At 43.3% G+C, this 24,707-nt stretch carries 21 protein-coding genes and 1 pseudogene; 8 read left to right on the forward strand and 14 right to left on the reverse strand.

Annotation, left to right across the window (positions count from 1 at the left end):
* Positions 1–38: 38 nt before the first annotated feature.
* Positions 39–386: pseudogene (locus FQ084_RS13435) on the reverse strand (septal ring lytic transglycosylase RlpA family protein); the annotation flags it as partial.
* Positions 387–1,616: 1,230 nt separating this feature from the next.
* Positions 1,617–2,759: a rod shape-determining protein RodA gene (gene rodA, locus FQ084_RS04120; protein WP_149489336.1), complete on the reverse strand. Its 1,143-nt coding sequence runs from the start codon at positions 2,757–2,759 to the stop codon at positions 1,617–1,619.
* 263 nt (positions 2,760–3,022) lie between these two features.
* Between rodA and FQ084_RS04125 the strand changes: the two genes are divergently transcribed.
* Positions 3,023–4,012: a D-Ala-D-Ala carboxypeptidase family metallohydrolase gene (locus FQ084_RS04125; RefSeq protein ID WP_149489337.1), complete on the forward strand. Its 990-nt coding sequence runs from the start codon at positions 3,023–3,025 to the stop codon at positions 4,010–4,012.
* Positions 4,013–4,164: 152 nt separating this feature from the next.
* Here FQ084_RS04125 and FQ084_RS04130 read toward each other — a convergent pair whose 3' ends face one another.
* The 3 genes from FQ084_RS04130 to FQ084_RS13205 form a co-directional block, all read right to left on the reverse strand.
* Complete coding sequence (locus FQ084_RS04130) at positions 4,165–5,748, reverse strand: M16 family metallopeptidase (protein ID WP_149489338.1); 1,584 nt, start codon at positions 5,746–5,748, stop codon at positions 4,165–4,167.
* Positions 5,749–5,814: 66 nt separating this feature from the next.
* The gene (locus tag FQ084_RS04135; protein WP_149489339.1) at positions 5,815–7,392 is read right to left on the reverse strand and encodes a M16 family metallopeptidase; all 1,578 of its coding nucleotides are present in this window, start codon (positions 7,390–7,392) and stop codon (positions 5,815–5,817) included.
* A gap of 112 nt (positions 7,393–7,504) precedes the next feature.
* Complete coding sequence (locus FQ084_RS13205; protein ID WP_188032882.1) at positions 7,505–7,657, reverse strand: hypothetical protein; 153 nt, start codon at positions 7,655–7,657, stop codon at positions 7,505–7,507.
* A 913-nt stretch (positions 7,658–8,570) separates the two neighbouring features.
* Here FQ084_RS13205 and ftsY point away from each other — a divergent pair.
* The 4 genes from ftsY to FQ084_RS13300 all read left to right on the forward strand — a co-directional run bounded on the left by ftsY (position 8,571) and on the right by FQ084_RS13300 (position 12,152).
* Positions 8,571–9,482, forward strand: coding sequence for a signal recognition particle-docking protein FtsY (gene ftsY, locus FQ084_RS04140; RefSeq protein ID WP_262880670.1), 912 nt, complete (start codon positions 8,571–8,573; stop codon positions 9,480–9,482).
* Between the two features lie 67 nt (positions 9,483–9,549).
* Positions 9,550–10,116, forward strand: coding sequence for a methylated-DNA--[protein]-cysteine S-methyltransferase (locus tag FQ084_RS04145; protein WP_149489340.1), 567 nt, complete (start codon positions 9,550–9,552; stop codon positions 10,114–10,116).
* 187 nt (positions 10,117–10,303) lie between these two features.
* On the forward strand, positions 10,304–11,455 hold the full coding sequence (bilR, locus tag FQ084_RS13295; RefSeq protein ID WP_223144841.1) for a bilirubin reductase: 1,152 nt from the start codon (positions 10,304–10,306) through the stop codon (positions 11,453–11,455).
* The gene (locus tag FQ084_RS13300) at positions 11,388–12,152 is read left to right on the forward strand and encodes an FAD-dependent oxidoreductase (protein WP_223144842.1); all 765 of its coding nucleotides are present in this window, start codon (positions 11,388–11,390) and stop codon (positions 12,150–12,152) included. Before bilR ends, FQ084_RS13300 begins: the two co-directional genes overlap by 68 nt.
* Positions 12,153–12,363: 211 nt before the next feature.
* Here FQ084_RS13300 and feoB read toward each other — a convergent pair whose 3' ends face one another.
* The 3 genes from feoB to FQ084_RS04165 form a co-directional block, all read right to left on the reverse strand.
* Positions 12,364–14,247, reverse strand: a complete 1,884-nt coding sequence (gene feoB, locus FQ084_RS04155; protein WP_223144855.1) for a ferrous iron transporter B — start codon at positions 14,245–14,247, stop codon at positions 12,364–12,366.
* Between the two features lie 155 nt (positions 14,248–14,402).
* Positions 14,403–14,768, reverse strand: coding sequence for a ferrous iron transport protein A (locus FQ084_RS04160; protein ID WP_149489341.1), 366 nt, complete (start codon positions 14,766–14,768; stop codon positions 14,403–14,405).
* 237 nt (positions 14,769–15,005) lie between these two features.
* A complete protein-coding gene (locus tag FQ084_RS04165) occupies positions 15,006–15,755 on the reverse strand; it encodes a YebC/PmpR family DNA-binding transcriptional regulator (RefSeq protein WP_149489342.1) in 750 nt (249 codons plus the stop codon).
* Positions 15,756–16,113: 358 nt separating this feature from the next.
* Here FQ084_RS04165 and FQ084_RS04170 point away from each other — a divergent pair, with 358 nt between their 5' ends.
* On the forward strand, positions 16,114–16,944 hold the full coding sequence (locus tag FQ084_RS04170) for an ion transporter (protein ID WP_149489343.1): 831 nt from the start codon (positions 16,114–16,116) through the stop codon (positions 16,942–16,944).
* Between the two features lie 39 nt (positions 16,945–16,983).
* Here the strand turns inward: FQ084_RS04170 and FQ084_RS04175 are convergent, their stop codons facing one another.
* The gene (locus tag FQ084_RS04175) at positions 16,984–18,285 is read right to left on the reverse strand and encodes an ABC1 kinase family protein (protein ID WP_149489344.1); all 1,302 of its coding nucleotides are present in this window, start codon (positions 18,283–18,285) and stop codon (positions 16,984–16,986) included.
* 210 nt (positions 18,286–18,495) lie between these two features.
* Complete coding sequence (aroQ, locus tag FQ084_RS04180) at positions 18,496–19,041, reverse strand: type II 3-dehydroquinate dehydratase (RefSeq protein WP_149489345.1); 546 nt, start codon at positions 19,039–19,041, stop codon at positions 18,496–18,498.
* A gap of 499 nt (positions 19,042–19,540) precedes the next feature.
* On the opposite strand from aroQ, the gene FQ084_RS04185 reads away from it, so the two are divergent.
* Together FQ084_RS04185 and FQ084_RS04190 are read left to right on the forward strand one after the other, a co-directional pair.
* Complete coding sequence (locus tag FQ084_RS04185; protein ID WP_011513806.1) at positions 19,541–19,756, forward strand: cold-shock protein; 216 nt, start codon at positions 19,541–19,543, stop codon at positions 19,754–19,756.
* A 253-nt stretch (positions 19,757–20,009) separates the two neighbouring features.
* Positions 20,010–21,200, forward strand: coding sequence for a DEAD/DEAH box helicase (locus FQ084_RS04190; protein WP_188032883.1), 1,191 nt, complete (start codon positions 20,010–20,012; stop codon positions 21,198–21,200).
* Between the two features lie 125 nt (positions 21,201–21,325).
* Here the strand turns inward: FQ084_RS04190 and FQ084_RS04195 are convergent, their stop codons facing one another.
* The 4 genes from FQ084_RS04195 to murB form a co-directional block, all read right to left on the reverse strand.
* On the reverse strand, positions 21,326–22,159 hold the full coding sequence (locus FQ084_RS04195) for a sulfite exporter TauE/SafE family protein (RefSeq protein WP_149489347.1): 834 nt from the start codon (positions 22,157–22,159) through the stop codon (positions 21,326–21,328).
* Positions 22,160–22,323: 164 nt separating this feature from the next.
* Positions 22,324–22,554, reverse strand: coding sequence for a cbb3-type cytochrome oxidase assembly protein CcoS (ccoS, locus tag FQ084_RS04200; RefSeq protein WP_149489348.1), 231 nt, complete (start codon positions 22,552–22,554; stop codon positions 22,324–22,326).
* Between the two features lie 145 nt (positions 22,555–22,699).
* A complete protein-coding gene (locus FQ084_RS04205; protein ID WP_149489349.1) occupies positions 22,700–23,473 on the reverse strand; it encodes a YdcF family protein in 774 nt (257 codons plus the stop codon).
* The gene (murB, locus tag FQ084_RS04210) at positions 23,463–24,611 is read right to left on the reverse strand and encodes a UDP-N-acetylmuramate dehydrogenase (protein ID WP_149489350.1); all 1,149 of its coding nucleotides are present in this window, start codon (positions 24,609–24,611) and stop codon (positions 23,463–23,465) included. The genes FQ084_RS04205 and murB overlap by 11 nt, the downstream gene beginning before the upstream one ends.
* Positions 24,612–24,707 lie beyond the last annotated feature (96 nt).

Genomic DNA, 24,707 nt, shown 5'->3' on the forward strand with positions numbered 1-24,707 from the left:
AAAGGCTTAAACCGCTAATGGTCTAAAACGTTGATGGTTTAAGAGGATGGGCCTGAAACACGTTCAATAGCAACGTTACCCACACCTTTACCCGTAATACCGAGTTTTTTGGCAGCACCGTAAGATAAATCTAAGACGCGATTGCCGTGGAATGGACCACGATCATTTACTTTAACGACCACGCTTTTACCATTGTTGTTATTGGTGACTTTGACGTAGCAGTTAAGGGGTAGTGAGCGGTGAGCAGCCGTTAAGCCATTCATATCAAAGGTCTCACCGCTAGCGGTTTTGCGACCATGAAACTGACGACCATACCAAGAGGCTAAGCCTGTTTGTTTAAATTTGCTGACAGAGTTAGACGCGACTGCTGTCAGGCGCTCTAAAACGTCTTCGTCATTGGATACTTGTGCCGTGTCACTGGCTAACAGTGAGCTGCTCAGCGCTAATGAAGTAGGTTGGCGAGCAGACTTAACTAAGCTTGATGCGCCATCATGTTGACGACTCAGTTCACCTAGCACACGGTCGATACGGGAGGCGTTATCTTGCGAGACCATTGCAAGGGAGGTTTTTGATTCTACAGCATTTGCATTAGAAGCGATTGCAGAGCCAGCAAATAAAACTGCTGACATTGTAAGTAAACCAGATAAACGCTTATTCATAAATACCTCTATAACTGATACATTAGAACCTAACTCTAAAGAATCTTAGATTGAGCGAGACAACGTTAGACCAATCTAACAGTGCCGCAAACTCTAAAGCCTCTTTATCATCTGATGTTCTCATAATGATAATAATAAATGCGGGCTTTTATAAGTTCAAACATATGGTAATTTTTCATTCCATCATCATAAGTGAGTAGGCGTTTATGATTTAGGTACAAATCACCAAACAGACTTATGACACGCTCAAATGATAGTTAACAATGTTAATTAAATAACGAATCAACCACTAAAATGGGATACTGATATTCGATAAAAAAACTTTCACACAATGCTAAATTAATAAGGAGTTTAAAGACTATTACGTAGTACTTTGTTATTAAACCGTTAATTAAGTAGTGACTTTGAAAGTCCGAAATCTACAAGTTGCTAACTATACGGATGAGCTACAACGATAATATAATCGAATGATAACTTTGTTAGTAGCTATGTACGGGTTATGTATCATAGCTACAGTAAAACGAGGTTAACGCAATTATTTGTAAAAAACAAGCAATAAAACCTCTAAGTATCAATAGGTCTATATTAGATTTTTAATGGTTAATTACGGAGGGGATATTGAAGTAATTTATATTAAAATCAATAACTTGTTTTTATATATAAGTTGTTGATGTTAGGGTTTTTATGACAATCTGTGTAGCATTGGTTACAAATAAAGGCACGTTAAGACAGTAAATAGTGGCTTGATTTTAGATATTCTGTCGTGATGTTAGCTTAACGAGTACGATGAGTTTTGCTTGGATTTACCCATTAATTTATTAATTAATAATGTGATAAATAACTTTATAGGATGTTTAGTAGCTTGGGTAGTTACTTATTTTAGCGAAAGCTAAGACCGCTATTAAGCATAAAAATTGCTATAAAAAACTCACCTGATAAGTTGTTTAAAAAACAGCGTTAGTCAGATTTATGAGTATGGATTGACATTAATAAGCCGAAACCAGCCATCAAAGTAACGATGGCCGTACCGCCATAACTAATAAAAGGTAAGGGTACACCGACGACCGGTAGAATGCCGCCTACCATACCGACATTGACGAAGACATAGACAAAAAAGGACATGGCAATCGCGCCTGCCAATAATCGACTGTATGTGTCAGGATGAGTGAAAGCGATATATAAAGCACGAGTCAGCACGCATGCATAAATAGATATGAGTAATATCACACCGAACAAGCCAAATTCTTCAGAAAATGCGGCAATGATAAAGTCAGTATGACCTTCTGGTAAAAAATGTAGATGAGACTGTGTGCCTTCTAGATATCCTTTTCCGGTGAGACCGCCTGCACCGATCGCTGTTTTGGATTGAATGATATTCCAGCCAGCCCCTTGTACGTCAGCCTCAGGATTAAATAAGGTTAAGACGCGCGTACGTTGGTAATCATGTAATAAGAAGTTCCAAGCGAAGGCGATAAGTGGCACTGCCAAAGCCGCCGCACTCGCAATCAATCGCCATGATAGGCCAGCTAAAAACAACACGAAGATGCCACTGGCTGCGACCAATAATGAAGTGCCAAGGTCAGGCTCTTTAGCGATTAATAATACAGGCACCACTATTAACGCCAAAGTGATGGCAATGCTTGATAATGATGGCGGTAAGTCCCGTTTGGATAAAAACCACGCACACATCATGGGCATGCCAAGTTTCATAAACTCTGAAGGCTGTACACTGCCAAATCCTGGTAAATTAATCCAGCGCTGTGCACCCATACGCACCTCACCAATGATATCAACCAGTACCAATAAAATCAGTCCTAACACATAAAAGATGGGTGTGAAAGTACGATAGAGGCTAGGTGGTATCTGTGCCATGATAAACATCACCGTAAAGGCAACGCTGTAGCTGATTATTTGGCGTATGACCATGTCGCTATCTTGACCGGCTGCGCTATATAAAATCGTCAAACCAATACAGCAAACCGTTAATAGTAGTAGGGTCAGCCATGGATCAATATGAGTACGTTGCCATAGCGTCGGCGCATGACCTTGACCTAAATGATGGCTCTGACGTGAAAAACGGTATTGCGGGTTAGGAGACATAGGCAGAATGTGACTGGCAGTTGGTGTGAAAGAAAAGTCTGGCTTGACAGATAGTAAGTAAGCAATCAGCGATTATAAGGCGTTCATTCAACCGGATAATAGCGAATAAATTAACTTGCCAGTAATAAAGTAACGTTAATATTAACATTATAAGGATAAGTGTTAATAACGAATGGGTGACCGCTGATTCGTTGCGATAGTTTAGCCTGCTTGCTTAAAATTTGATAGTATCGATAAAACGTTTTTAGCGGTAGTTTCTTATAATGATAAAGACAAAAAAATCTGTTTATAGGCAAATCTATAAGCCTATTATAGCCCTATGTATTTGTACCAGCAGTGTCTCTGCTTATGCCGCTATTATAAGTGACAATAGTGAGCGCCGCATTCAGATCCGTCATGGCAGTAGCACTATGGATAGCACTTCCAACGCCTATATCACGCCTGCTAGAAATAACGCTAGTCAAGGAAGTGCCTATAGTGGTGGCGTGACTATATTAAGCGAGGGTAGAAGTGGGTCAAATGGCTTAGGCAGCGACAGTATGCAAGGCCTCATTCAACAAAAACAGCGTGAATTTAATTTTGATAGTGGTTTATCGATAGAAGAGAGCAAGCGCGTCATTACCAATAAAGTTACGCCACGTTATAACACCACTTATAGTACTGGTAATAATAACTTCGGAAATAGTAATTATAATGATTTTACCAGTATGGACTTTAATACCTGGCTAAATAGTAATAGCTATCGCGCCGAGCAAGTGGCCAACTATCAGCGCTATTTAAGCTCACGAGTGGGGGCACGAAATGTGCCGCCTTTATCGCAGCTACTGACAACCGCTCGTAGCTGGGATAAATGTGGCTATGAGCCTTATCAGCTACCACCGCAGGAACTATGGGCAAATATTGTGCCGACATTACAGCTCTACAGCCAGCTAAAAACCCAAGGGATTTTACCTCCTAATACTGAGATACGTTCAGTGTATCGCAGTCCAGGGCTGAATGACTGTGCGGGCGGGGCAGGTGCTAGTAAGCATATGACCGCAGGTGCCATGGATATTTGGGTGCCTGAATATGAAGGTAGTCCATGGCAGCTGAGTCAAATGCAAGACAGCTTATGCGAGTTTTGGCAATATCAAGGTCAGTCTCATAGGTTTGGGCTAGGATTATACTCTACGGGCGCTATTCATCTTGATACCGATGGTTATCGTAAATGGGGCTTTAACCATGCCAGTAGCAGCTCTGCTTGCCGCTATTAATGCAATAAGCTGGATGTAAAATGTAAAACAAGCTCAGTCAGTAATATTTACTGACTGAGCTTGTTTTTTGAGCTTTTTTTTATAAATTATTAATGAAAGCATAGCAGAACTTAATCGATATGTTTAAACGCCTGCAAAAAAGGCTGTTAGGTTTATGGCTTTTTCTTAGACTTCTTCTCTTCCCACGGGTTGTCTTGTCCGACAGTGACGATTAAAAAGTCATCGGGTTTTAGCGTATCGCGTAAGGTTTGATTGACCTCTGACAATTTGACCTGTTCGATACGATTGACATAATTGGTCAAGTAGCTGGTAGGGAGCTGATAAAAATTCATCATGCCAAGGAGGCTGTTGATTCCCGCATTACTGGCAAAACCCATCGGGAAACTGTTTTTTAAATTATCCGTCGTTAACCTCATCTCATCACTGGTAATACCTTTATCTAACGTCTCATTAATCACGTCTAAGCTGGCATCAATTGCGGCTCGCGCTTTATCATTACGGGTTGAAAAACCAATCTGATAAGGCCCACGCGCTAGCATCGGGTTCATTGAACCTGAAATGCCATAGGTATAACCAAGGTTTTGCCTGATTTCAGTCATCAAGCGCGCATTAAAATCGCCCCCTGCTAGCACTTCATTACCGACGGCAAAGTTGGTTTGTTTTTGCTGTGCTTGGGTATCAGTGGCACGCTTATCGCCCAATTGCCCCATTAATACCGTGGTTTGGGTACTAGGAAACGGAATATGGATGTGCTGAGATTGGGTCAGCGGTTTTGGCTCAGGTAAGATAGTCGCGGCTTGACCAGCTGGTAAGTCTGCTGTTATCTCCTCAGCCAACTGCTTTGCTTGTGCCAAAGTCAAATTACCGGTCATGGCAAGCGAAGCATTTGCGGCGACTAGATAGCGGTTTTTAAAATCGATTAGCTGTTGTCTTGTGATGTTAGGGACTGTTTCTAGTGTACCAACCGATGGATGGGCGTAAGGATGGTCGCCATAGAGTGCCTTGCTAAAGGCGATACTAGCAAGACTATTGGGGTCTTGTTTCTGCTGTTGCAAACCGACCAATAAGCGTGCTTTGTTACGGGCCAAGATTTGCTCATCAAAGCTGGGTTCAGTGAGCATTTGGGTCATTAAATCGATAGCAGGTAATAAGTGCTTATCGTCAGATAAGCTACGCAACGAGACAGTAAACATGTCTTTATAAGCGCTGCTACTTAGATTAATACCCAAGGTTTCTACCGCCCGCGTGAATTCATTTTCGTCTAAGCGTTTGGAGCCTTGTTCAAGCATCGTCGCGGTCATATTGGCGATACCAAAGCCTGACTTACTAATACTGCCATCACGCGCACTACCAGCATTAAAGCGTAAATCAATATCGACAATGGGTAAGGTAGTCGTCGGTACAAAAAGTACAGAAACCCCTGCTTTGGTCTTAAAGGTCTGAATCTTTGGGACAGTGACTTTTAAAGGTTTGGCATCGACAAGACTGCTAAGCTTAGATAGAGCGGCAATAGGGGCGCTGGTATCGACTGCTGCGGGCGTACGAGTATCTTCGCCATCCGCTATATCTGCCTGCGCTATGGTGGTCAATGTCATCATCCCCAAAAATACACCGGCACTCAGATAAGATAGCTGCTTAAAACGAGGCTTGAATTTGGGTTTTGTGAGTGCTGTTGGTTTGATGGATGATGTTAAAGCGGGCTTTTTTGTTTTCATGAGAAAAGGTGTCTGAGTCATGTCTTTCTTCTTATTAATGTCACGAATATTGGGTTCTTACTAAGATAACTGAATCGCATAGTGATGTTATTTAGCTTTGCTCGCCGTCTCTTTATTAGCATCGTCTTTGCTAGCGGTATTTTTACTAGTCTTATCTTGGCTGACTTTATCTATATTGGCAGTCTCTTTAGGCGGGATAATATGCATCACCGTTAAATTGTCTTTCACCAAATATTTTTTGCTTGCCGCTTGGATATCTTTAATCGTCACGCTATCAAGCTTGGTTGGCAATTTAGCCAACAGCCTATCGTCAAGACCGATAGATTGTAGTGATCCAATCATACGTGCCTGACCTTCCATGCTGTCCTGTGCGTACACCAGACCAGTGACGGTGTTGGTTTTGGCGCGCTCAATCTCATCAGCAGCAATCGGGTCGGTAGAAAGCTTATTAATCTCATTAATAACGGCTTGTTGTGCATGCGCTAAGCTGACGCCTTCACGCGGGGTTGCTTGTATCAAAAACAGTCCATCGCCGCGATCAAGCAAATCATAAGAGGTACCCACTGTGGTGAGTAACCCTTGTTCGCGTACCAGTCTGCTCTCGAGACGTGCTGATAGACCACCATCTAGCACATCTTGCGCAAGCGAGAGGGCATAAGCTTGCTTTTCATTATCAGCGCCCGCTGTCACTAGACTGGGCACGTTATAACCCATCAGTAAAACCGGCACTTGTACCGCTTGTTCAGATTCTACTTGCTGATAACCGCGGAACCCCTTTTGATTGACTGCAGGACGCTTGGGTAATGCACTTGGTTTTAGCTCACCAAAGTAACGTTTGACCTGAGTTAAGACGTCGTTTGGCTCGACATCTCCTACGATGACTAAGGTGGCATTATTGGGTGCGTACCATGTTTTATACCAGTCTTTTAAATCAGCAAGAGTGATTGATTCAAGCTCGGCCATCGGTCCGATGACCGATTCACCTTTGGGGCTGTTCGGCATGGCAAGCAAGCGAAAGGACTCATAAGCTTTGGCAAGAGGATTGTCATCAGTACGCTGACGACGTTCTTCCATGACCACTTGATGTTCTTTGACAAATTCTTTGTTATCAAAAACTAAATTGGTCATACGATCCGCTTCAAGCTCTAAAGCTAAAGGAAAGCGGTTGGCCGGGAAAAGCTCGTAATAACCGGTATAATCGTAACTGGTAAAGGCATTATTAACGCCGCCAAACTTAGCAATTAAACGCTCATAGTCGTCGCTTGACACATTAGTAGTGCCTTTAAACATCATATGCTCGAGCACATGAGAGATACCGCCTTTATCAAGTGGCTCATCTGCTGACCCGACGCGATACCAAATCTGTGTCATCACTACAGGCGCGCGGTGGTCTTCTTTTACCACTACTTTTAAACCATTTGCTAACTGATACTCATGGCGACCGGACATATCCATGGTCAGCGCTGACGATTGCTCAGCATCTTTAACCGCTTGGTTTTTATTCACTAACTCTGTAGTCGCGGCATTTTCAATAGCGGCAACTTTATTCGCCGAAGAAACAGCATTAGTTTGGCAAGCAGCAAGAGTAGTTGCTATGGCTAAAGCGCAGGCTAGGCGTAAAGAGTTAGCAGATAATGATAAAGACAGTGATAAAGGTAGTGACATGATGTGTTCTACTTATATAAAAAGACAGCGGGTAAGTGACTGATTTATAAAATGAGCAGTGTGCATATTAAGGCGTACATTAGTATGAGCCTTTTTGATGACCAAAAAGCCATTATAAAGACTTATGCGCCCCAACCATTACGCTAGCGGTAGGCTTAAATTCTTGTGTGGTGCTACAGCCTGTCGATGACAATGCGATGGTAACGAGAACCAAAGCGGCGCCCGTCTGGATAGTTTTTTTATATTTATTCGATAGTGATAACATAAGGCATTCCCAATATAAGTGGTGGAGTAAAACAAATAAAGTACAACTGTTTAATACTCGCTAAGAGTAGGCGAAGTTCGGCGTGACGAAGGTCAGATTTTTGTGTCCAAACCTTAAGCGAAACTTGCTTAGACCAGCAGACGCTTTACTATAAATTTATTAGCATGATTTTTTGTATTGCGTACAGCCATCTATTTTGGCATTGTTTTAGGCATTGGTGTTTGTTATTGATTCATGGGTTTTTATCATTTGACAGCGCTCTACAATGCTAAAGGCTAAGCACCACTTGAATTATGCTAAACTAGGCTAAAAATAATCGTCCGTTAAATAATAAAAAGCGGGTGGCAGCGTCACTTTAAAAACAATCACTTTAAAATAAATTACTGATAATGATAACTTTTAGGGCAAGCTTATGAATAATCCCAATAATAGCAATCGTGTGGTCATCAACCTTGACGGCGGTCTTGATGATTTGGATGACGATGATATTACCTTACCCAGTCTGCCAGCGCAAACGGTGCCCATCATCGATGCGCCTGCCAATGTTGCAAGTAGTAATGCCGCAGCGGAAGTGGCAGACATAGCTTTAGGTACGTCCATTGTTGAGACAGAAAAACAAAGCCCAGCCGAAAGTATTGTAAAAGGTACGGTAGAAAGTAGCGCATCAAGCACTTCAAATAATGATCAAACAACTGCTGCTCCGTCGCAGTCTACAACCGAAATTCCTACGATGCCTTTGCAAGCTCATTTAGGCGATAGTGCAAGCGTCTCATCTACAAATAGCGATACCAGTGCTATAAATAAAGCGCAAACAGAAAGTAAAGCACAGAGCGAGCTACAGCAGCCCTCAGCAGCGTTAGAAGAGTCGCAAGAGACTCAGGAAAACAAGAAAAAAGGCAGCTGGTTTAATCGTATGAAGACGGGGCTGAGTAAGTCGCGTAAAAATCTTGCCGAAGGTATGGTTAGTATCCTTATCGGTGGCAAAGAGATTGATGATGAGTTATTAGAAGAAGTTGAGGACCAGCTGTTAGTGGCTGATATCGGTGTCAATGCAACCAACCGTATTATCAAAAGTCTGACCGAGCAAACCGCTCGTGGTGATTTGATTTATGCCCATTCATTGTATAAAGCATTGCAAACTGAGCTGGTTGATATCTTAACGCCAAAAGTTGCGCCACTCGTCATTGATACCAGCAAACAGCCTTTTGTTATCTTGGTCGTAGGCGTTAATGGTGTTGGTAAAACGACGACTATTGGTAAACTTGCTAAGCGTCTGCAAGGTGAAGGCAAATCCGTCATGTTGGCAGCTGGCGATACGTTCCGTGCTGCCGCGACTGAACAGCTGCAAATTTGGGGTGAGCGCAATGACATTCCAGTCATCGCCCAAGGTCATGGCTCTGATAGTGCCTCTGTTATCTTTGATGCCATGCAGTCTGCCAAAGCAAAAAATATCGATGTATTAATCGCTGATACTGCAGGACGCTTGCAAAATAAAACCCACTTAATGGCCGAGCTTGAAAAAGTGGTGCGCGTGATGCGTAAAGCCGATCCAAGCGCGCCGCATGAAGGCATGATTGTGCTTGATGCGGGCACAGGTCAAAATGCCATCAACCAAGTTGAGTTGTTTAACAAAGTCGTACCATTAACCGGTATTACCATTACCAAACTTGATGGTACGGCAAAAGGTGGCGTGGTGTTCAATATCGCTGAAACCACGGATGTTCCTATTCGTTATATTGGTGTCGGTGAGTCGATTGATGATTTGCGTGCCTTTAGTCCGAAGCAGTTCGTCGCCGCCTTATTTGAGACCGATGATAAAGAGTAATGCTTGATAGGTTTTTTTTCAATGAATAAATAAGTTTTAAAAACATGGGTTTTTAGAGGAAAGGATCATGATAGTCACCATAGCAGCTGCTGAGTCGCACCAGTTAGCACTGATTGCTAGTAGCCATAGCAGTCCTAAGCTGGTCGAAGTCAATTGGCTGCAGATGGGCGATTCTTGGCACAGCTCAAAATCTATTCCCAAGCTTAAAAAGCATTATGGACTTGTCGATCAAGATTTTACCTTTATCGCTCAGAATAGCCTAAGCAAAATCGAGCCTACCGAGGCGCTACTTATAGAAGCGCTTGAGCAATTAACAGCGTACTTTAAAGGTGAGCGTCAAGCATTTGACTTGCCATTAGATATAAGTTTAGGCACTGATTTTCAGCAACGTGTCTGGCAACAGCTGCAAAAGATACCGCATGGCGAAACGATTAGTTATGCGACACTTGCGCAGCGAGTCGGTAATCCTAAAGGTTACCGCGCCGTTGCCAATGCCAATGGCAGAAACCCGTTTAGTATCATCATTCCTTGTCACCGTGTTATTGCTAGCGATGGCAAACTAGGTGGTTATACCGGCGGCTTAGACAAAAAAGAGTACTTGCTAGCGCTCGAAGGTGTCGAGGTTAAGCGTTAGTTCTTTTGATTGTACAAGTCCAATATTGTTTTTCCGATACAAATTTTCGATACAAATACTATCAATAGCATTCGTGCAAAGGATAGGCTAAAAGTAGAATATTATGAATAATACGACCACTAAAATATCGGCTATGAAAATAATATAACCTATCACCATTGGTGGTGTCATCTTTAAAAACCGTACGATGTTTCCACCATTGACGACTGGCTATGAAGATAAAGACGGCAATATCAGCTCGCAAAGCCGTGCCTTTTATACTCGTCTTGCCAAGGGTGGCACAGGCTATATCGTGCTACGCGACGTCGCGCCTGTCCGTAGTTTTGCGCCGACGCCTAAATTATTTGATGATAGCCAAATAGACAGTTTCCGGCTACTTTCTGACAATGTGCATACCTACGGAGCCAAGCTTGGCGTGCAGATTTTTCATCCTGAGTATGACGTTAATGTCCTTAACGCCTTGTTTGCTGCTGGCGAGATGCAAAAGGTACGCACCCAGCTCAATCATGACATGCAATATTTCGTCAATGAGGTGTCAGAAGACGCTTTGATGCATATTATCGACAAGATGTGTGCCTGTGCAGTGCGTGCACAAAAAGCGGGGATAGATGTCATCCAGGTGCATGGCGACAGACTGGTCGGCGCGCTATGCAGCACACAAATGAACACGCGCACAGATAAGTTTGGCGGCTCTCTTGAGAATCGTACACGCTTTGCTTTGATGTTAGTACAGGCCCTAAAAAAAGTCGTACCAGATATGATTATCGATTATAAATTATCGGTTGTCACACCTGAGTGTGGTAAAGGTGGTGTTGATGAAATCTACGCGCCAGAATTTGCACAGTGGCTTGAAGCAGCAGGCGTGGATATGTTGCATGTTGGGCAAGCGAACCATACTGGTAATATGGCAGACACGATCCCGCCGATGGGCGTGCAGCCTTACTGCTTCTTTGCTGATATCACAGGTGCCGTTAAGCAAGAGGTCTCCATCCCGGTTAGCACCTCAGGGCGTATCATTGATCCTGAGATGGGTGAGGGTATACTGCAAAATGGCAAGGCTGATATGATTGGGATTGACCGTGCGCTCTTAGCGGATCCTGATTGGGCGAACAAGGCGGGTGCGGATAAAGCCACTGATATCGTTCGCTGTATATGCTGTAACGAAGGCTGCGTTGATAATGTCCTAAATCGCTCGTTTATTGCTTGCGTGGTCAATCCTGAAAATGGCTTTGAAGAGACGCGTTTTATTACGCCTGCTGAAATGAAGAAGAATGTTGTGGTCCGGTGGCGGTCCTGCAGGTATGGAAGCTGCCCGTGTGGCTGCAAAGAAAGGTCATAGTGTAACGCTGTTTGAAACCGCTACTGAGCTGGGTGGGCAGTTGCACATTGCTGCTGTCCCGCCGCGTAAAAATGAAATATGCCGAGCTATAGAAGATTTGGTGCATGCTGTACATACTCAGGGTGTAACGCTAAAATTGGGTCAAACAGCGAATATTCAAAGTATACTAGCGCTAGAGCCTGATGCTGTTATCGTCGCAGTCGGTGCGTCAAGCTTTATACCGCCAATCCCAGGTATAGATGGCAAAAACCTCTATGATGCGTGGCAGGTGCTGGCAGGTAAGTATAAAGTATCTGGACGCGTGGCGGTAATCGGTGGTGGTGTGGTCGGCTGTGAAACCGCTGAATATCTTGCTACACAAGGCTGCAAGGTATCGATAATAGAGATGGGTGATCAGATTGGTGGTGATATCAGCGTGACTGTTTTACCTAGCATGCTCGAAAATTATAAGGCATACGGTGTAGAACAGTATACTGGATATATGGTAACAAGCATTAACAGCGGTGAAGTGAATTGCAAAGATAAAAATGGCAGTATTGCCCAAATTCCATACGACTATGTCGTTATCGCTAGTGGTGCGCGCCCCGTAGTCTTCGACACGGAGGCTTTGAGCGTTAAAGGTATTGAGGTTGTTCAAGTAGGTGATTGTTGTGAGGTTGCTGATATATCATATGCAACCAAGAAGGCCAAACACTGAAAACGTTTGGCCTTTTCGTGTTTAGAACAGGCCTTTACCAATAAGCAGACACTAGAACTTCTGAATAACATTTGGCTATTTAGAACATTTACCACAGCCGTTGCAATCCTTCGACTTTTTAAATATCACCTTTGTCCATACATAATAAAAAGATAAAATAACTATTATAAATACCAATAAATACTCTAAGAATGTACTCATCATCATACCTTTAAAATCCGAAAATTTGACCTGTCACGCGATAGGTTAGCCACGCCATTAAATAAGCCAATATAAACAGATAACCAGCAATGGCTGCAGTTTGTTTCAAAGAATTGGTTTCGCGGCGAATAACCGCCAGCGTGGCCAAACACATCGGCGCATACACATAAAATGCCAAAAATGAAAACGCAGTGGCTAGTCCCCATTGAGTATGAATGATAGGGATAAGCGTTTGATTGATGGCCTCGTCGCCAACACTACCTACCGCATATACCGTACCTAAAGCGGCAATCACTACCTCTCTGGCAGCTAGACCCGGAATCAAAGCAATACACATCTGCCAGGTAAAACCAATGGGCGCAAAAACTGGCTCGATAACATGCCCGAGCATGCCAGCGAAGCTATAATCAATCGCTGGATTCGTAGCTCCAATAGGCGCTGCTGGGAAAGTGACCAAGACCCATAATACAACCGTAAGCGCAAAAATCACTGTGCCGGCTCTCATTAAAAAGGCGCTCACTTTGTCCCAAAGTTCACTGGCAATATGTTTGATATTAGGCAGACGATAAGTGGGAAGCTCCATCAATAATGGAAATGCCGCCGCTTTCGATTCTGTGCTATGAAAGCGTTTAAATAACCAAGATACAAACGCCGCCGAACAAATACCCGCGATATACAATATAAATAAAGTCACACCCTGCAAGTTGAAAATACCTAGGACAGTTTGATTGGGTATCACCGCCGCAATAATCAGGGCATAAATCGGTAAACGCGCCGAACACGTCAGCATGGGCAAAACAGCAATCGCCACAAAACGTTCTTTATGGTTGGGGATAGTGCGAGTTGACATAACGGCTGGTACCGTACAAGCAAAACCTGATAGTAAGGGAATAAATGAGCGTCCAGATAGGCCCACTTTAGCCAATAAGTTGTCTAATAAAAAAGCGGCACGAGGTAGATAGCCTGAGTCTTCAAGGATTAATAAGAATAAAAATAGCAAGGTAATTTGCGGTACAAATACCACGACGCTACCGACCCCAGCCACGACGCCATTGACGAGAAGGCTTTGTAATATGCCATCCGGTAGCCATTCGACTAATAGGGCCCCAATACTCGCGACCAACCACTCAATGCCTAGCATAAGGGGCTCTGCCCACGCATAGACGGCTTGAAAGATAATAAAAAGAATCGCTAATAGGATAATGACCCCGATGACGGGGTGCAATGCCAAATAATCTATGCGTTCATGCCATTTTGGCAAACGTTGTGACTTTATCACCGCTCGGCTCAGAATGTCATCCGCCTTTTGGTACATACCTTGTGCATCGGTATTGACATGATTATCCCCATAAAAAAAACGTACGGGTTGAGCTTTGTTATCGATATGGTCAATAAACTCATTGGCTAAAGTCAGCAACTGCTCGCAGCCTTGACGTTTGATGGCAACCGTCTTAACAACAGGAACGCCCAGTTCCTCTGATAATATAACCTCATCAACCACTAAACCCCGACTCTCGGCCACATCGCTCAGATTGAGGGCGACTATTATTGGCAAACCTAAGCTTTTCAGCTCTAACAACATACGTAGTGACATCCGCAGGTTGGTCGCATCAGCCACGAAAATCATCCCGTCGGGTATCGGCTCACCTGGCATCTGACCGAAGAGCACTTTGCGAGTTACTTCTTCATCAAGACTGGTGGTTTTTAAGCTATATGTGCCGGGCAAATCTACAATATTGACAGCAGAGTATCCAAGCATAGTGGCAGTGCGTTTATCAACGGTAACGCCAGAATAATTTGCCACTTTCGCTTTAGACCCTGTCAGTACATTAAAAGTGGCCGTTTTACCACAGTTAGGTGCACCCACGAGCGCAAGATTGATAGACTTAGTCACTGCTTTTATTTGCATGCTTGGCATTTAATAGGGCATCACTTATGAATCGGTTTACGAGTTATTAAGGTTACAAAATAGCTTTAATGAAATAGGTGAGTAGTAAGTGGTTTATTAATAAGGATGTTATGAATAAGCCACTGCAGTGAACCTAAGGCTTATGTTAAATCTACAGTGATAGCGCGGCATCTGATTTTTATTAGCTCATCGGCACGTAAGCTAAACTGTGCTCCAGTACTAAGCTGCACCGCATAAGGCGGCTTTCCAAACAGACCTTTGGCAACAATATGAATGCTGGTGTTAGGCAGAAAGCCCAAATCTTTGAGTCTTTGACTAATGACGCCATCGATATCACCAAAGCGGTCATTAGTGATAATCTCATCAATAATAGCGGTTTGATATTTAGCCAAATCGAGTAAGGAGCACAGATTTTCAGCATGGGTATTATTTGCAGCATTGGCATTAAGAGTGTTGATATTAGCAGCAGTAGGGGTGGGATAGGAGGGTGAAAGAGTCGTGCTCATAAAGAGTCCTTATCCGTTCTTATATGTTAATGATAATTGTTACTATTGAATCCGATTATATTCCTCGATTAGAAAAAATACAATACTGCAGGTGGGTGATTGAAATGAAAAAACCAGACAGTATAAAACTGTCTGGTTCTCATGTTTTGATGCGGGTTTTGATGCCGATAAGTCAGCTATTTATTAAAATGAATATTTTTTGACACTCACTTTGCGGCTAAGCTAGCTTATACTTAACTACTGTTCAAGCTGCGCCATGACTTCATCTGTAAAATTGACGTTGCTATAGACTTCTTGCACATCGTCAATATCTTCTAGCATATCGATCATCTTTATGACTTTTTCTGCATCTTCGACGTTGTCTATTTCAGCGCTAGTAGATGGTGACATGGTCACTTCAGCATTGTCAGAGACAAGGCCTGCTGCATTAAGCGCATCTTTTACTTTACCGAAATTTTCCCATTCGGTGATGACCAGTAGTGACTCGCCATCGTTTTCGATATCAAGTGCCCCAGCGTCCAAGGCCGCAAGCATGACATCTTCCTCTAGGCTGATGTCATTAAAGGTGATTTCACCGCGCTTGGTAAATAGATAAGCCACTGAGCCTGAGGTGCCAAGATTGCCTTCGTTTTTAGTAAAAGCATGTCGCACTTCACTGACTGTACGGTTCAGATTGTCAGTCATGGTTTCGACCAATACCGCGACGCCACCAACGCCATAGCCTTCATAGCTGACCTCATCCATATTGTCATTGTCATCGCCGCCTGTCCCACGAGCAACTGCACGGTTGATGGTATCTCGGGTCATATTGACTGACAGTGCTTTTTCGATAGCGGCACGCAAGCGTGGGTTTTTATCAGGGTCAGGGTCACCTTGCTTGGCAGCAGAAACAATTTCACGAATAATCTTGGTAAACACTTTGCCTTTTACCGCATCCTGACGGGCTTTACGGTGTTTGATATTTGCCCATTTTGAATGGCCTGCCATATAACATCCTTACGTTTTACGTGTTATTGATAGTGCGGGTAAAAAAGTTGTTAGGGCATGCCCCAATGACAACCTTTTATACCTGATGAGGTGTTTTTATTATATGATTGTGCTGTTAATGCAGTGTAATCGGCCTATCGGCAAGTTAACGATTTGTATGTCGTTTGGCGCGCTTTTTTGCTACACTGCTATTTTCTATCTTTTGACCTACTATTGATTCTCATAATAACGGTCGACAGCAATAATATTTGCAATATTATAAACCACTTTAGCGCATTTTGACCAACCTAAGCTTGTCCATGCCAGCCTAAAACGTTCGGTTTTATATAACCATTGATTTTGTGACTTTATTGACTCTATGAAGCAACCAACCGCCGAAGCCATTACTCATTTGCGTAACCGCATTCATATCATTATCGAAGGCACGGATACCCGTTTGGGTAAGCTGTTTGATATTGTATTGTTGATTGCAATTTTGGCCAGTGTCGCTGTGGTGATGCTCGATAGTGTGCTGTACATGCGTTTGCAATATGGCACGCTATTTCGTTATGCAGAATGGTTTTTTACCATTTTGTTTACCATCGAATATAGTCTAAGGCTATTTTCAGCGCCCAATCGCTTTCGTTATGTTTTTAGCTTTTTTGGCGTCGTGGATTTATTGTCGGTATTGCCAAGCTATTTAAGCTTAATATTTGGCGGTGTGCAGTATCTGCTGGTTATTCGCATACTGCGCATCTTGCGTATATTTCGTGTACTCAAGCTCAATACTTACATGCAGCAAGCGGGCTTCCTCGCCTCAGCGCTTAAAACCAGTCAACAGAAAATCACGGTGTTTTTCTTATCATTGGTATTGCTCGTGACTATTTTTGGTGCGGTCGTCTACGTGGTAGAAGGGCCGGAAAATGGCTTTACCAGTATTCCCATCTCTATTTATTGGGCGGTGGTAACGGTCACCACCACCGGTTATGGCGATATGTCACCAAAAACGCCAATCGGGCAAGCGATTGCATCTATGGTGATGATTACCGGTTACGCGATTATTGCTGTACCGACGGGTATTTTTACGGCTGAACTGGCGCGTAATATGCGCCCACAGCTGAATCCTATCGCGTGCCCAAATTGTGGAAAATTCGGGCACGCTGTAGGAGCGGATTTCTGTGATCGCTGCGGTCATGCCCTGCATGTTTAATGTTTATATGGCTTTTTAAAATTATTAGGCTTCTAAGCTTTAATATTCTATATATTCTGCAACCAATGGTGATAAGTCTATCACCACACCTAGATTGACTAAATTCCAATACTGACCAGAAATGGTGCGGTCGAGCATCATCGTGGTCGCTGAGGGCTGAAATTGCCCAAAATACTTCAACGAGGTACGCATTTGGGCGATGGCTTCATGATGGGTTTGGCTGCTGCCAAAGTCAAACGCGCCTTCTTGATGAGGTTTTATTGATAGAGGCTTGAGACCGATTTCTAGCCATTTCTCATAAAACTCACCCGGTACATTCTTATCGTCATCACGGCGAATATCGAGGGCAATTAAGTCTTGCTCAAGTGCGGTTACGTCGCCTTTTAAGGCATGTTTAGCAAAACGCCTAAATAATTGTACTTCACTATCGCTATAACTGCGAATACCGCCAAAATCATAAGCGACGACACTGCCATCGGTGCGAAAGGCGAAGTTCCCAGGGTGGGGGTCACAGTGCATCCGGTATAAACCAAATAGCTGTCCTGCACTAAAATGGAACAGCCGCGTCGCAATTTTTTGCTTAATCGCATTGTCCCATGTCGCTGCCACTGCGAGCGTTTCACCCATCTCTTCGGTCAAGGTCAAAATCCGCTTGGATGAGTGGCTTCCAATCACTTTCGGAATGATAAGACCATCGTCGTCTGCATGAAATGCACCAAATACTTGTAGATTGTGCGCCTCTTTAATATAGTCGAGCTCGTCATGCAAACTTTGGCGAATCTCGTTAAACAACTGCTCTTGTAACTGCTTACTCATATTGAGCACGCCCGCTATTCTTAGCGCCATGCGTACTTGCTTCAGGTCACTATCACAGTTTTCATCGACATCAGGATACTGAACCTTTACCACCACTCTTTGCCCGGATGGCAGCACAGCTTTATGCACTTGCCCGATAGAGGCGGCCGCAAATGGCGCTTCTTCAAACTCAGTGAATAACTTAGCAACCGGTGCGTTAAGCTCACGCTCAACTTGTGCGCGTATCTGCGCATAAGGCATCGGCGGCGCATCTTTTTGTAGCTTCTCTAAAGCCGTCGCAACTTCAGGCGGAAAGACATCCTTATATTGTGAGGCAATTTGACCCACTTTCATCACGGCGCCTTTCATTTCTCCAAGCGTCTCGGCTATTTGTATCCCAACGTCTTGCATCAGTTCTGAGCGCGCTTGTAGACGTTTTTCTTCGTCACTTGAGAGATGCTTTAATGAGTTTTTTGCGGCTTTGCCGGCAATACTGGCGGTCATGCCAGCAAGTTTCATAAAGCGTTTTCCGGACGATTTTGCCATTCATATCACCATATAGTGGGTTTATTTTCTAAGCCCTAATGTTATTGTTTTAAGCAAGCGATTGCTGTTTGACTAATGTGCCAAAGGCAACATGATACGTATCTTAATACTGCTTGTAGGTTATAGCTTGTAGCTTATGACTGAATAGTATGACGGTTTTTTATTGGCTAATAAATAGGATTTAAATGCTAACGATTTAACCATGAATCATTAATCATCTAATTTTAAAGCATAAATATGAGTCAACCAATAATCCAATGCCATCTGATAACCTAAATCTCCTAAGCCACAAATAACGCCGACTGCTACGTCGCTTAAATAGGAATGCTGCCGGAACGCTTCACGCGCATGGACATTGGACAAATGTACTTCTATAAAAGGTTTTTGTGTTGCCAATAGCGCATCACGGATAGCAACCGAGGTATGAGTAAAGGCAGCAGGATTGATAATAATCGCATCTACTTGCGCTACTGGCTCTGCTAACAGACCATAATGTTGAATCTCATCGACAAGATTACCTTCATAATTTGATTGGGTGCAAATCAGCTCAACACCATATTTGGCTGCACGCTCGATCAATTTTTTTTCAATATCAGCAAGTGTCTTATGACCATAAATCTCAGGCTCACGTTTACCCAATAAGTTTAAGTTAACGCCATTAAGGAGCAACAACTTACGCGTTTTACCATTTACATTTATACCAGCTTGTTGTTGAGAAGGCTTGTCGGTTACTGCTGACTGAGAAGGAGTGGTCATAATGCTCTCTATCGTTATTAAGTGAGATTAGTTTTTATAATTATAATAAAGGATCGTATAAGATAAACTTACTATACGTTTTCAATAAATGAAATGAATAAAATATAAGACCCCTTAACCCTTTATGATAACAGTTTGTCAGTCGTGTTATAAAAAATAACATGAAAAATTACCCCAAGCTTTAAAAATCATGTTAAAAGTCTTTATGTTGCTAAAAACCCGTGCTATGATATTTTTTACGCAACATATATTACCTATTTGTTGCTGATGCCAATTGGGCTATCTATTAAATTGATTAAAATTATTTTAGTATTTGCTTATATTGGTCATAGTAAATTTACTGTACGCTGCATCATAAAGAGGGTGATAACACGCTTTATGTTCAGATGATGGTATGTAGAGTAGTACTCTTACATTTTGATTTCATAATCTTAAACCCCGTTTATATGCAATCTCGCAAAGGAATTTGGGGTTAAGTGACTTTTTAGGAAGTAATATTATGTCAGCTCGTGAGCAAGGTATCGTTAAGTGGTTTAATGACTCAAAAGGCTTTGGTTTCATTCAACGTGATAGCGGCGAAGATATTTTTGTCCATTTCCGCGCGATCCAAGGTGATGGTTATCGCTCTCTAAAAGATGGCGAGAAGGTTGAGTTCAGTGTTGTAGAAGGCGATAAAGGCCTGCAAGCTGAAGAAGTCAGAAAAGTAGAAGAGTAATCGATACAGTCATTAGCGCCGTTCAGCTATAATGTCTGTATAAACTACTGATATACTACTGAGTCAAGCCCGTCTTGTCTTACCTATGTTGAGTTGAACGCAGCATACTGGGTAAGTTTAGGCGTTGGGCTTGGCTTTTTTATGCTTATGGGTTTTATAATTTGCCTGACTAGCGATTACGGACTTCAGTTATTTAATCACCATAGATAGTCGCTCTATACAACCAACGCTTATCATAAGCCATTACTTATCAATGATAGATAATCGATTCATACACAAGGATATTTTTTTGAGTACTTTTAAGACGTTTACGGATTTGCCGCTTTCAGCCCCCACCTTACGTGCCGTGAGTGATTTAGGTTTTACTGAATTGACGCCCATTCAAGCACAAATACTACCACATACATTGGCCAATCACGACGCGATCGGACAGGCGCAAACGGGTACTGGCAAGACGGCAACGTTTTTAGTGACCATTATGGAGGCGTTACTCAAACGTCCTTTTACCACTGATGAAGAACGTTATTTAGGTGAGCCACGCGCCGTCGTTATGGCGCCAACGCGTGAGCTTGCCCAGCAAATATTTGATGATTGCCTCGCTCTGACCAAATATACTTCGCTGCATAGCGTTTGTATCATGGGTGGTACCAATTATGAAACCCAGCAGCATGAGCTTGAACGCCAATATGTGGATATCTTAATTGCCACGCCAGGGCGTTTGATTGACTTGATGCACAAAGGCATGGTTTATTTGGATCGAGTAGAAGTGTTGGTATTAGACGAAGCCGACCGTATGCTCGATATGGGTTTTATTCCAGATATCAAGCGTTTGGTCGGTCGTATGCCGCCGAATACCGATCGTCAAAGCTTGCTATTTTCTGCTACCTTTAATCAAGATGTAATGAATTTGGCTTATCGCTGGCTGCATGAGCCAGAGTTTGTAGAGATTGAGCCTGAGCATAAAACCAGCGAATTGGTCGATCAGCATTTTTACTTATTGACCGAAGATCAAAAACTCGCAGCGGTTGAGCGTATCATCACTGATAGCACAGTAGAGAAGGTGATTATTTTTGCCAACCGTAAAGATCAGGTTAAGCGCTTGTATCATAAGCTGCGTCAGGGGCATAAAATTGTGATGCTGTCAGGTGATGTCATTCAGCAAAAGCGTGAAAAGTATCTGCAACGCTTTAAAGATGGTCATGCTTCTGTTTTGGTCGCAACCGATGTGGCGGGGCGTGGTATTCATGTCGATGATATCAGCCATGTGATTAATTATACCTTGCCGGATCAGCCAGATGATTACGTACATCGTATTGGGCGTACTGGACGCGCGGGACAAACCGGTATCAGTATCAGCTTCGTCAGTGAAGATGATGCCTTTAATATCCCAGCATTAGAAAAGCATTTAGATACCAAGTTTAGCCTCGAGCAGTGGCAGCCTTAATAAATTTTTTTAATGAAGTTCTAAAGCATTTAAACAGCAAAAAGCCCTTAATGAATGATTAAGGGCTTTTTTATACGTCTGTTTTTAGATGCCATCAATTTAAAGGAATATTAAACAGCAATTAGTTAGTGATGAGGTTCCATGTTTTCTGAGTCATCATTCATATTGTGCATACTATGGTCCATCTGGCTCATATCGTGGTTGGTGGTATTACCTGTGTCATTCATCATCATGGTATGCTCACCATGCTCCATGTTCATGTTATGACCACCGCCATGGTCGCCATGCATACTGGACATGGCGATAGGCACGAAAACGACGGCTAAACCAGATAATACCATCACAGCACCATTGAGCTGTCTTAAACGAAAACGTCCAATTTTATCCCGTAACCAGCCGACGGTTTCGTGAGTCGCGACCAGCATTGGTACGGTTCCTAAGCCAAAGACGAACATCAAAGCAGCACCACTGAGTGGGTTGTGCGCGACCACAGCGATTAACAGAGCGCCATAGACTAAGCCGCAAGGTAAGAATCCCCATAGAAGACCGGCAGATAAAGCCCGCGGAAAGGTATTGAGTGGGAATACTTTTTGACGAATAGGGCTTAGGTATTGCCAAAATCGCATGCCAAAACGTTCGAGCTTGTTTAAAAATGGTGCACCAAGCATGGTTACGCCGACAAATACCAATACCAAACCAAGTAAAATACGCGGTGTGCTATTGCCTTGCATCAATGGCTGTAATACGGCTGTGCCTATCAATCCTGCGACCAAACCCAAAAACGCATAGCTGGTCAGGCGACCGAAATGATAGGTCGCTACCAACGCACGGCGCTTGGCAGGGCTGACATCTTTCATTGACAGACCAAAGGCAGTCACTAGACCACCACACATGCCTAAGCAATGAGGTGAACCAAAAAAACCCATTAGCAATGCCGCAACAAGTAGAGCTGTGGTCATGGGGAGTCTCTCCTAAAAATAGTAAAGCGTGAACCTACTGTCACCATTTTATAAGACGAAAAAGTGATAAGGCAGTCACGTATAAATGAGATGGGGAAGGTTGTATTTTTGAATGTTATTTATATCTATTGGTTTAACCGATACGATATCTGCGCGATCACGATTCAATCATCAGTTTTGTCAGACGACTGCGTATCATTAGTTTGCGGTATATTGTCATTAGGCTTATGAGCTTGAATCGTTTGCCGACGTTCTTGACGGTCATCCAAGATAATGCGTTGAGAAGCATTATCTAAGTCCTCAAACTGGTTTGATCTGACCGCATAACGTATTGCCCAGATGGCGACCACAAACAGCATTAAACTTAAGGGAATTAATAAAAATATACTGAGCATGGCAAACCTCTTCAATAGCAGTTTTTTATATTATACACTTATTGCAAGTGTTATAAATACTCTATAAACATTCAAAGTGAGACAGTGAATAACGGGCAATAATAACAATATGATGATGCTAGGGTGAGAAAATACAAGATGCGCTTTATTCAGTAGGCGTCTTGACAGCGTTACCTCTAGGGGTTAATAGTTGCTGCGAGGTTACATCATTGGCTTTTCGACAGTTTGCTTGCGGGCGTATCACATCGCGCAAGTAGGCGGCAACTTCATAAACCGCACGCCGCGAATGACTCAAGTTCTGTGCCGGTTCCATCCAATCACGTCTCACCGGTAAAGGGGCATTAATCGGGGTGCTATTAATACCGTTTAAGGCAAACTGTCTTCTTGCCCGCGCCATATGATAGCTATCAGTAATGAGGTATACATGATGTAGAGGAATACGCTTAGCAGTAAAACGGGCATTTTCACAGGTATTCATACTGGCGTTTTCGCTGATTAAACCATCGATACCGTGTTCGATAAGCCACTGACCGAGCCAGGGTGCTTCAGCACCACTGAGCACGATAGGGAGTGGCAAGTCGTGATAGGCGGTTGCTGCTGTACGAGCGCGGTTGAGGCTATAATTATTTAGGATGATTTGATTGTTATTGTCATTGGTCAGACCACCGCCTAATACCACATACGCGGTCGGCGGAGAACTCATGGCTGCTGACGGCATCTTTGGTAAAGGTAAATGAGCTAAAAGATACACAACCGCATGCGAAAACAGTGGAGTAAATAAGCTGATAATTACGAGAATGACCGCCGTAGAGCCAAGCAAAAAAGTAGCATTAATAATACGGAATAGCTTTATCATACGCTCAGCGGAACGTAAGTAAGACCGCCATAATCGATTGGACCATGATCGTTTAGACCACATGCTCATCATATCCAATAGAGCCGTCAGCATTTACCCATACTGGCTCACGCGATAATTGAATCGCAAATGTCTCATACACAACATCAGCAATATGACATTGGGCTTTTGCCACATCTGCTTGGGTCGCGTGATAAGGACTGTGATTGGTCAACACTAACGCTTGCTGTTGATGAGTGATAATCGGAGCGAGACCGCCGCCTTTTAGACCAGACTGTTCAATCAACCAACCAGCCGCAACTTTAATCATGGCATTCGGCATCGGATAGCCAACGATGGTAGGGTGAGCTGATTGTAGCTCTGTAAATTGCGCTTGAGGGATAATAGGGTTCTGAAAAAAACTCCCGCAATTAGGGAGTTGCTTAGGGTCGGGCAGTTTTTGCTGACGAATATCTATAATTGCTTGCATGACATCAGCGGGCATAGGCTGCGGGCGCCCTTGCTGCTCTGCATAACGCTGTGCGACTGTCTGAACATCACCATAGCTGGCAAGGATTTTGCTGGCATTGGTATGCAATCTAAATCCGACACGGCTGATCAACCAAGTATTAGGGGCTCGCTTAAAAATACTGTCACGATAGCCAAATTGGCAGTCTGCCGCTGTTAGATGATGCCAAGTTTGGCTAGGCAGATGATAAGCACGTACGTACTCTAAGCAGTCTTCTAATTGAACACCGTAAGCGCCAATATTTTGTACAGGTGCCGCTCCAGTCAAACCTGGTATCAATGCCAGATTTTCAAGTCCGTACCAACCTTGAGCCACCGTATGCAGCACCAAGTCATGCCAGTTTTCACCTGCCATCACTTCGATATCGACATAACAGTCTGTTTGCGCCGTAATAGTAATGCCGCGCATTTGTGGACGTAAAACGATAGCATTCAAGTATGCCGGCAATAGAACATTACTACCGCCAGAGAGCACGAATAACGGCTTATTAGGCTCTGTGTCTTTTATGTAGCGTGCCATAAAAGCGTCAAGCTGCGCCTCATCCGTGAGTGTCACGACAACATCTGCCATGCATGCCAATGCCATCGTATTACTATGGGACAAATCGACCGATGTAGCCTGTGGTAAATTCACCGCAAAATTGGTCGATGTCGTATGTGAAGCGTTGAAATCATGGCGTAAAGCTGAGGTCATAACATAGCCTATATGGCAAATAAACAAGAGGTAATACGGTGTTTATTATAAAGGATGCACGGCATAAAAGTAGCACAAATATGGCGCTTTATTACC

The sequence above is a fragment of the Psychrobacter sp. ANT_WB68 genome, assembly GCF_008369115.1.
Lineage (GTDB): Bacteria > Pseudomonadota > Gammaproteobacteria > Pseudomonadales > Moraxellaceae > Psychrobacter.

Coding starts and splice junctions, on each gene's coding strand:
- rodA (WP_149489336.1), bottom strand. CDS start 2,759: ATGTCTCCTAACCCGCAATACCGTTTTTCACGTCAGAGCCATCATTTA.
- aroQ (WP_149489345.1), bottom strand. CDS start 19,041: ATGACCACTCCTTCTCAGTCAGCAGTAACCGACAAGCCTTCTCAACAA.
- bilR (WP_223144841.1), top strand. CDS start 10,304: ATGTTTCCACCATTGACGACTGGCTATGAAGATAAAGACGGCAATATC.
- FQ084_RS04165 (WP_149489342.1), bottom strand. CDS start 15,755: ATGGCAGGCCATTCAAAATGGGCAAATATCAAACACCGTAAAGCCCGT.
- FQ084_RS04160 (WP_149489341.1), bottom strand. CDS start 14,768: ATGAGCACGACTCTTTCACCCTCCTATCCCACCCCTACTGCTGCTAAT.
- FQ084_RS04145 (WP_149489340.1), top strand. CDS start 9,550: ATGATAGTCACCATAGCAGCTGCTGAGTCGCACCAGTTAGCACTGATT.
- ccoS (WP_149489348.1), bottom strand. CDS start 22,554: ATGCTCAGTATATTTTTATTAATTCCCTTAAGTTTAATGCTGTTTGTG.
- FQ084_RS13300 (WP_223144842.1), top strand. CDS start 11,388: ATGTTGTGGTCCGGTGGCGGTCCTGCAGGTATGGAAGCTGCCCGTGTG.
- FQ084_RS13205 (WP_188032882.1), bottom strand. CDS start 7,657: ATGTTATCACTATCGAATAAATATAAAAAAACTATCCAGACGGGCGCC.
- FQ084_RS04125 (WP_149489337.1), top strand. CDS start 3,023: ATGATAAAGACAAAAAAATCTGTTTATAGGCAAATCTATAAGCCTATT.
- FQ084_RS04190 (WP_188032883.1), top strand. CDS start 20,010: ATGATAGATAATCGATTCATACACAAGGATATTTTTTTGAGTACTTTT.
- FQ084_RS04175 (WP_149489344.1), bottom strand. CDS start 18,285: ATGGCAAAATCGTCCGGAAAACGCTTTATGAAACTTGCTGGCATGACC.
- murB (WP_149489350.1), bottom strand. CDS start 24,611: ATGACCTCAGCTTTACGCCATGATTTCAACGCTTCACATACGACATCG.
- FQ084_RS04205 (WP_149489349.1), bottom strand. CDS start 23,473: ATGTGGTCTAAACGATCATGGTCCAATCGATTATGGCGGTCTTACTTA.
- FQ084_RS04135 (WP_149489339.1), bottom strand. CDS start 7,392: ATGTCACTACCTTTATCACTGTCTTTATCATTATCTGCTAACTCTTTA.
- ftsY (WP_262880670.1), top strand. CDS start 8,571: ATGAAGACGGGGCTGAGTAAGTCGCGTAAAAATCTTGCCGAAGGTATG.
- FQ084_RS04170 (WP_149489343.1), top strand. CDS start 16,114: ATGAAGCAACCAACCGCCGAAGCCATTACTCATTTGCGTAACCGCATT.
- FQ084_RS04130 (WP_149489338.1), bottom strand. CDS start 5,748: ATGACTCAGACACCTTTTCTCATGAAAACAAAAAAGCCCGCTTTAACA.
- FQ084_RS04195 (WP_149489347.1), bottom strand. CDS start 22,159: ATGACCACAGCTCTACTTGTTGCGGCATTGCTAATGGGTTTTTTTGGT.
- FQ084_RS04185 (WP_011513806.1), top strand. CDS start 19,541: ATGTCAGCTCGTGAGCAAGGTATCGTTAAGTGGTTTAATGACTCAAAA.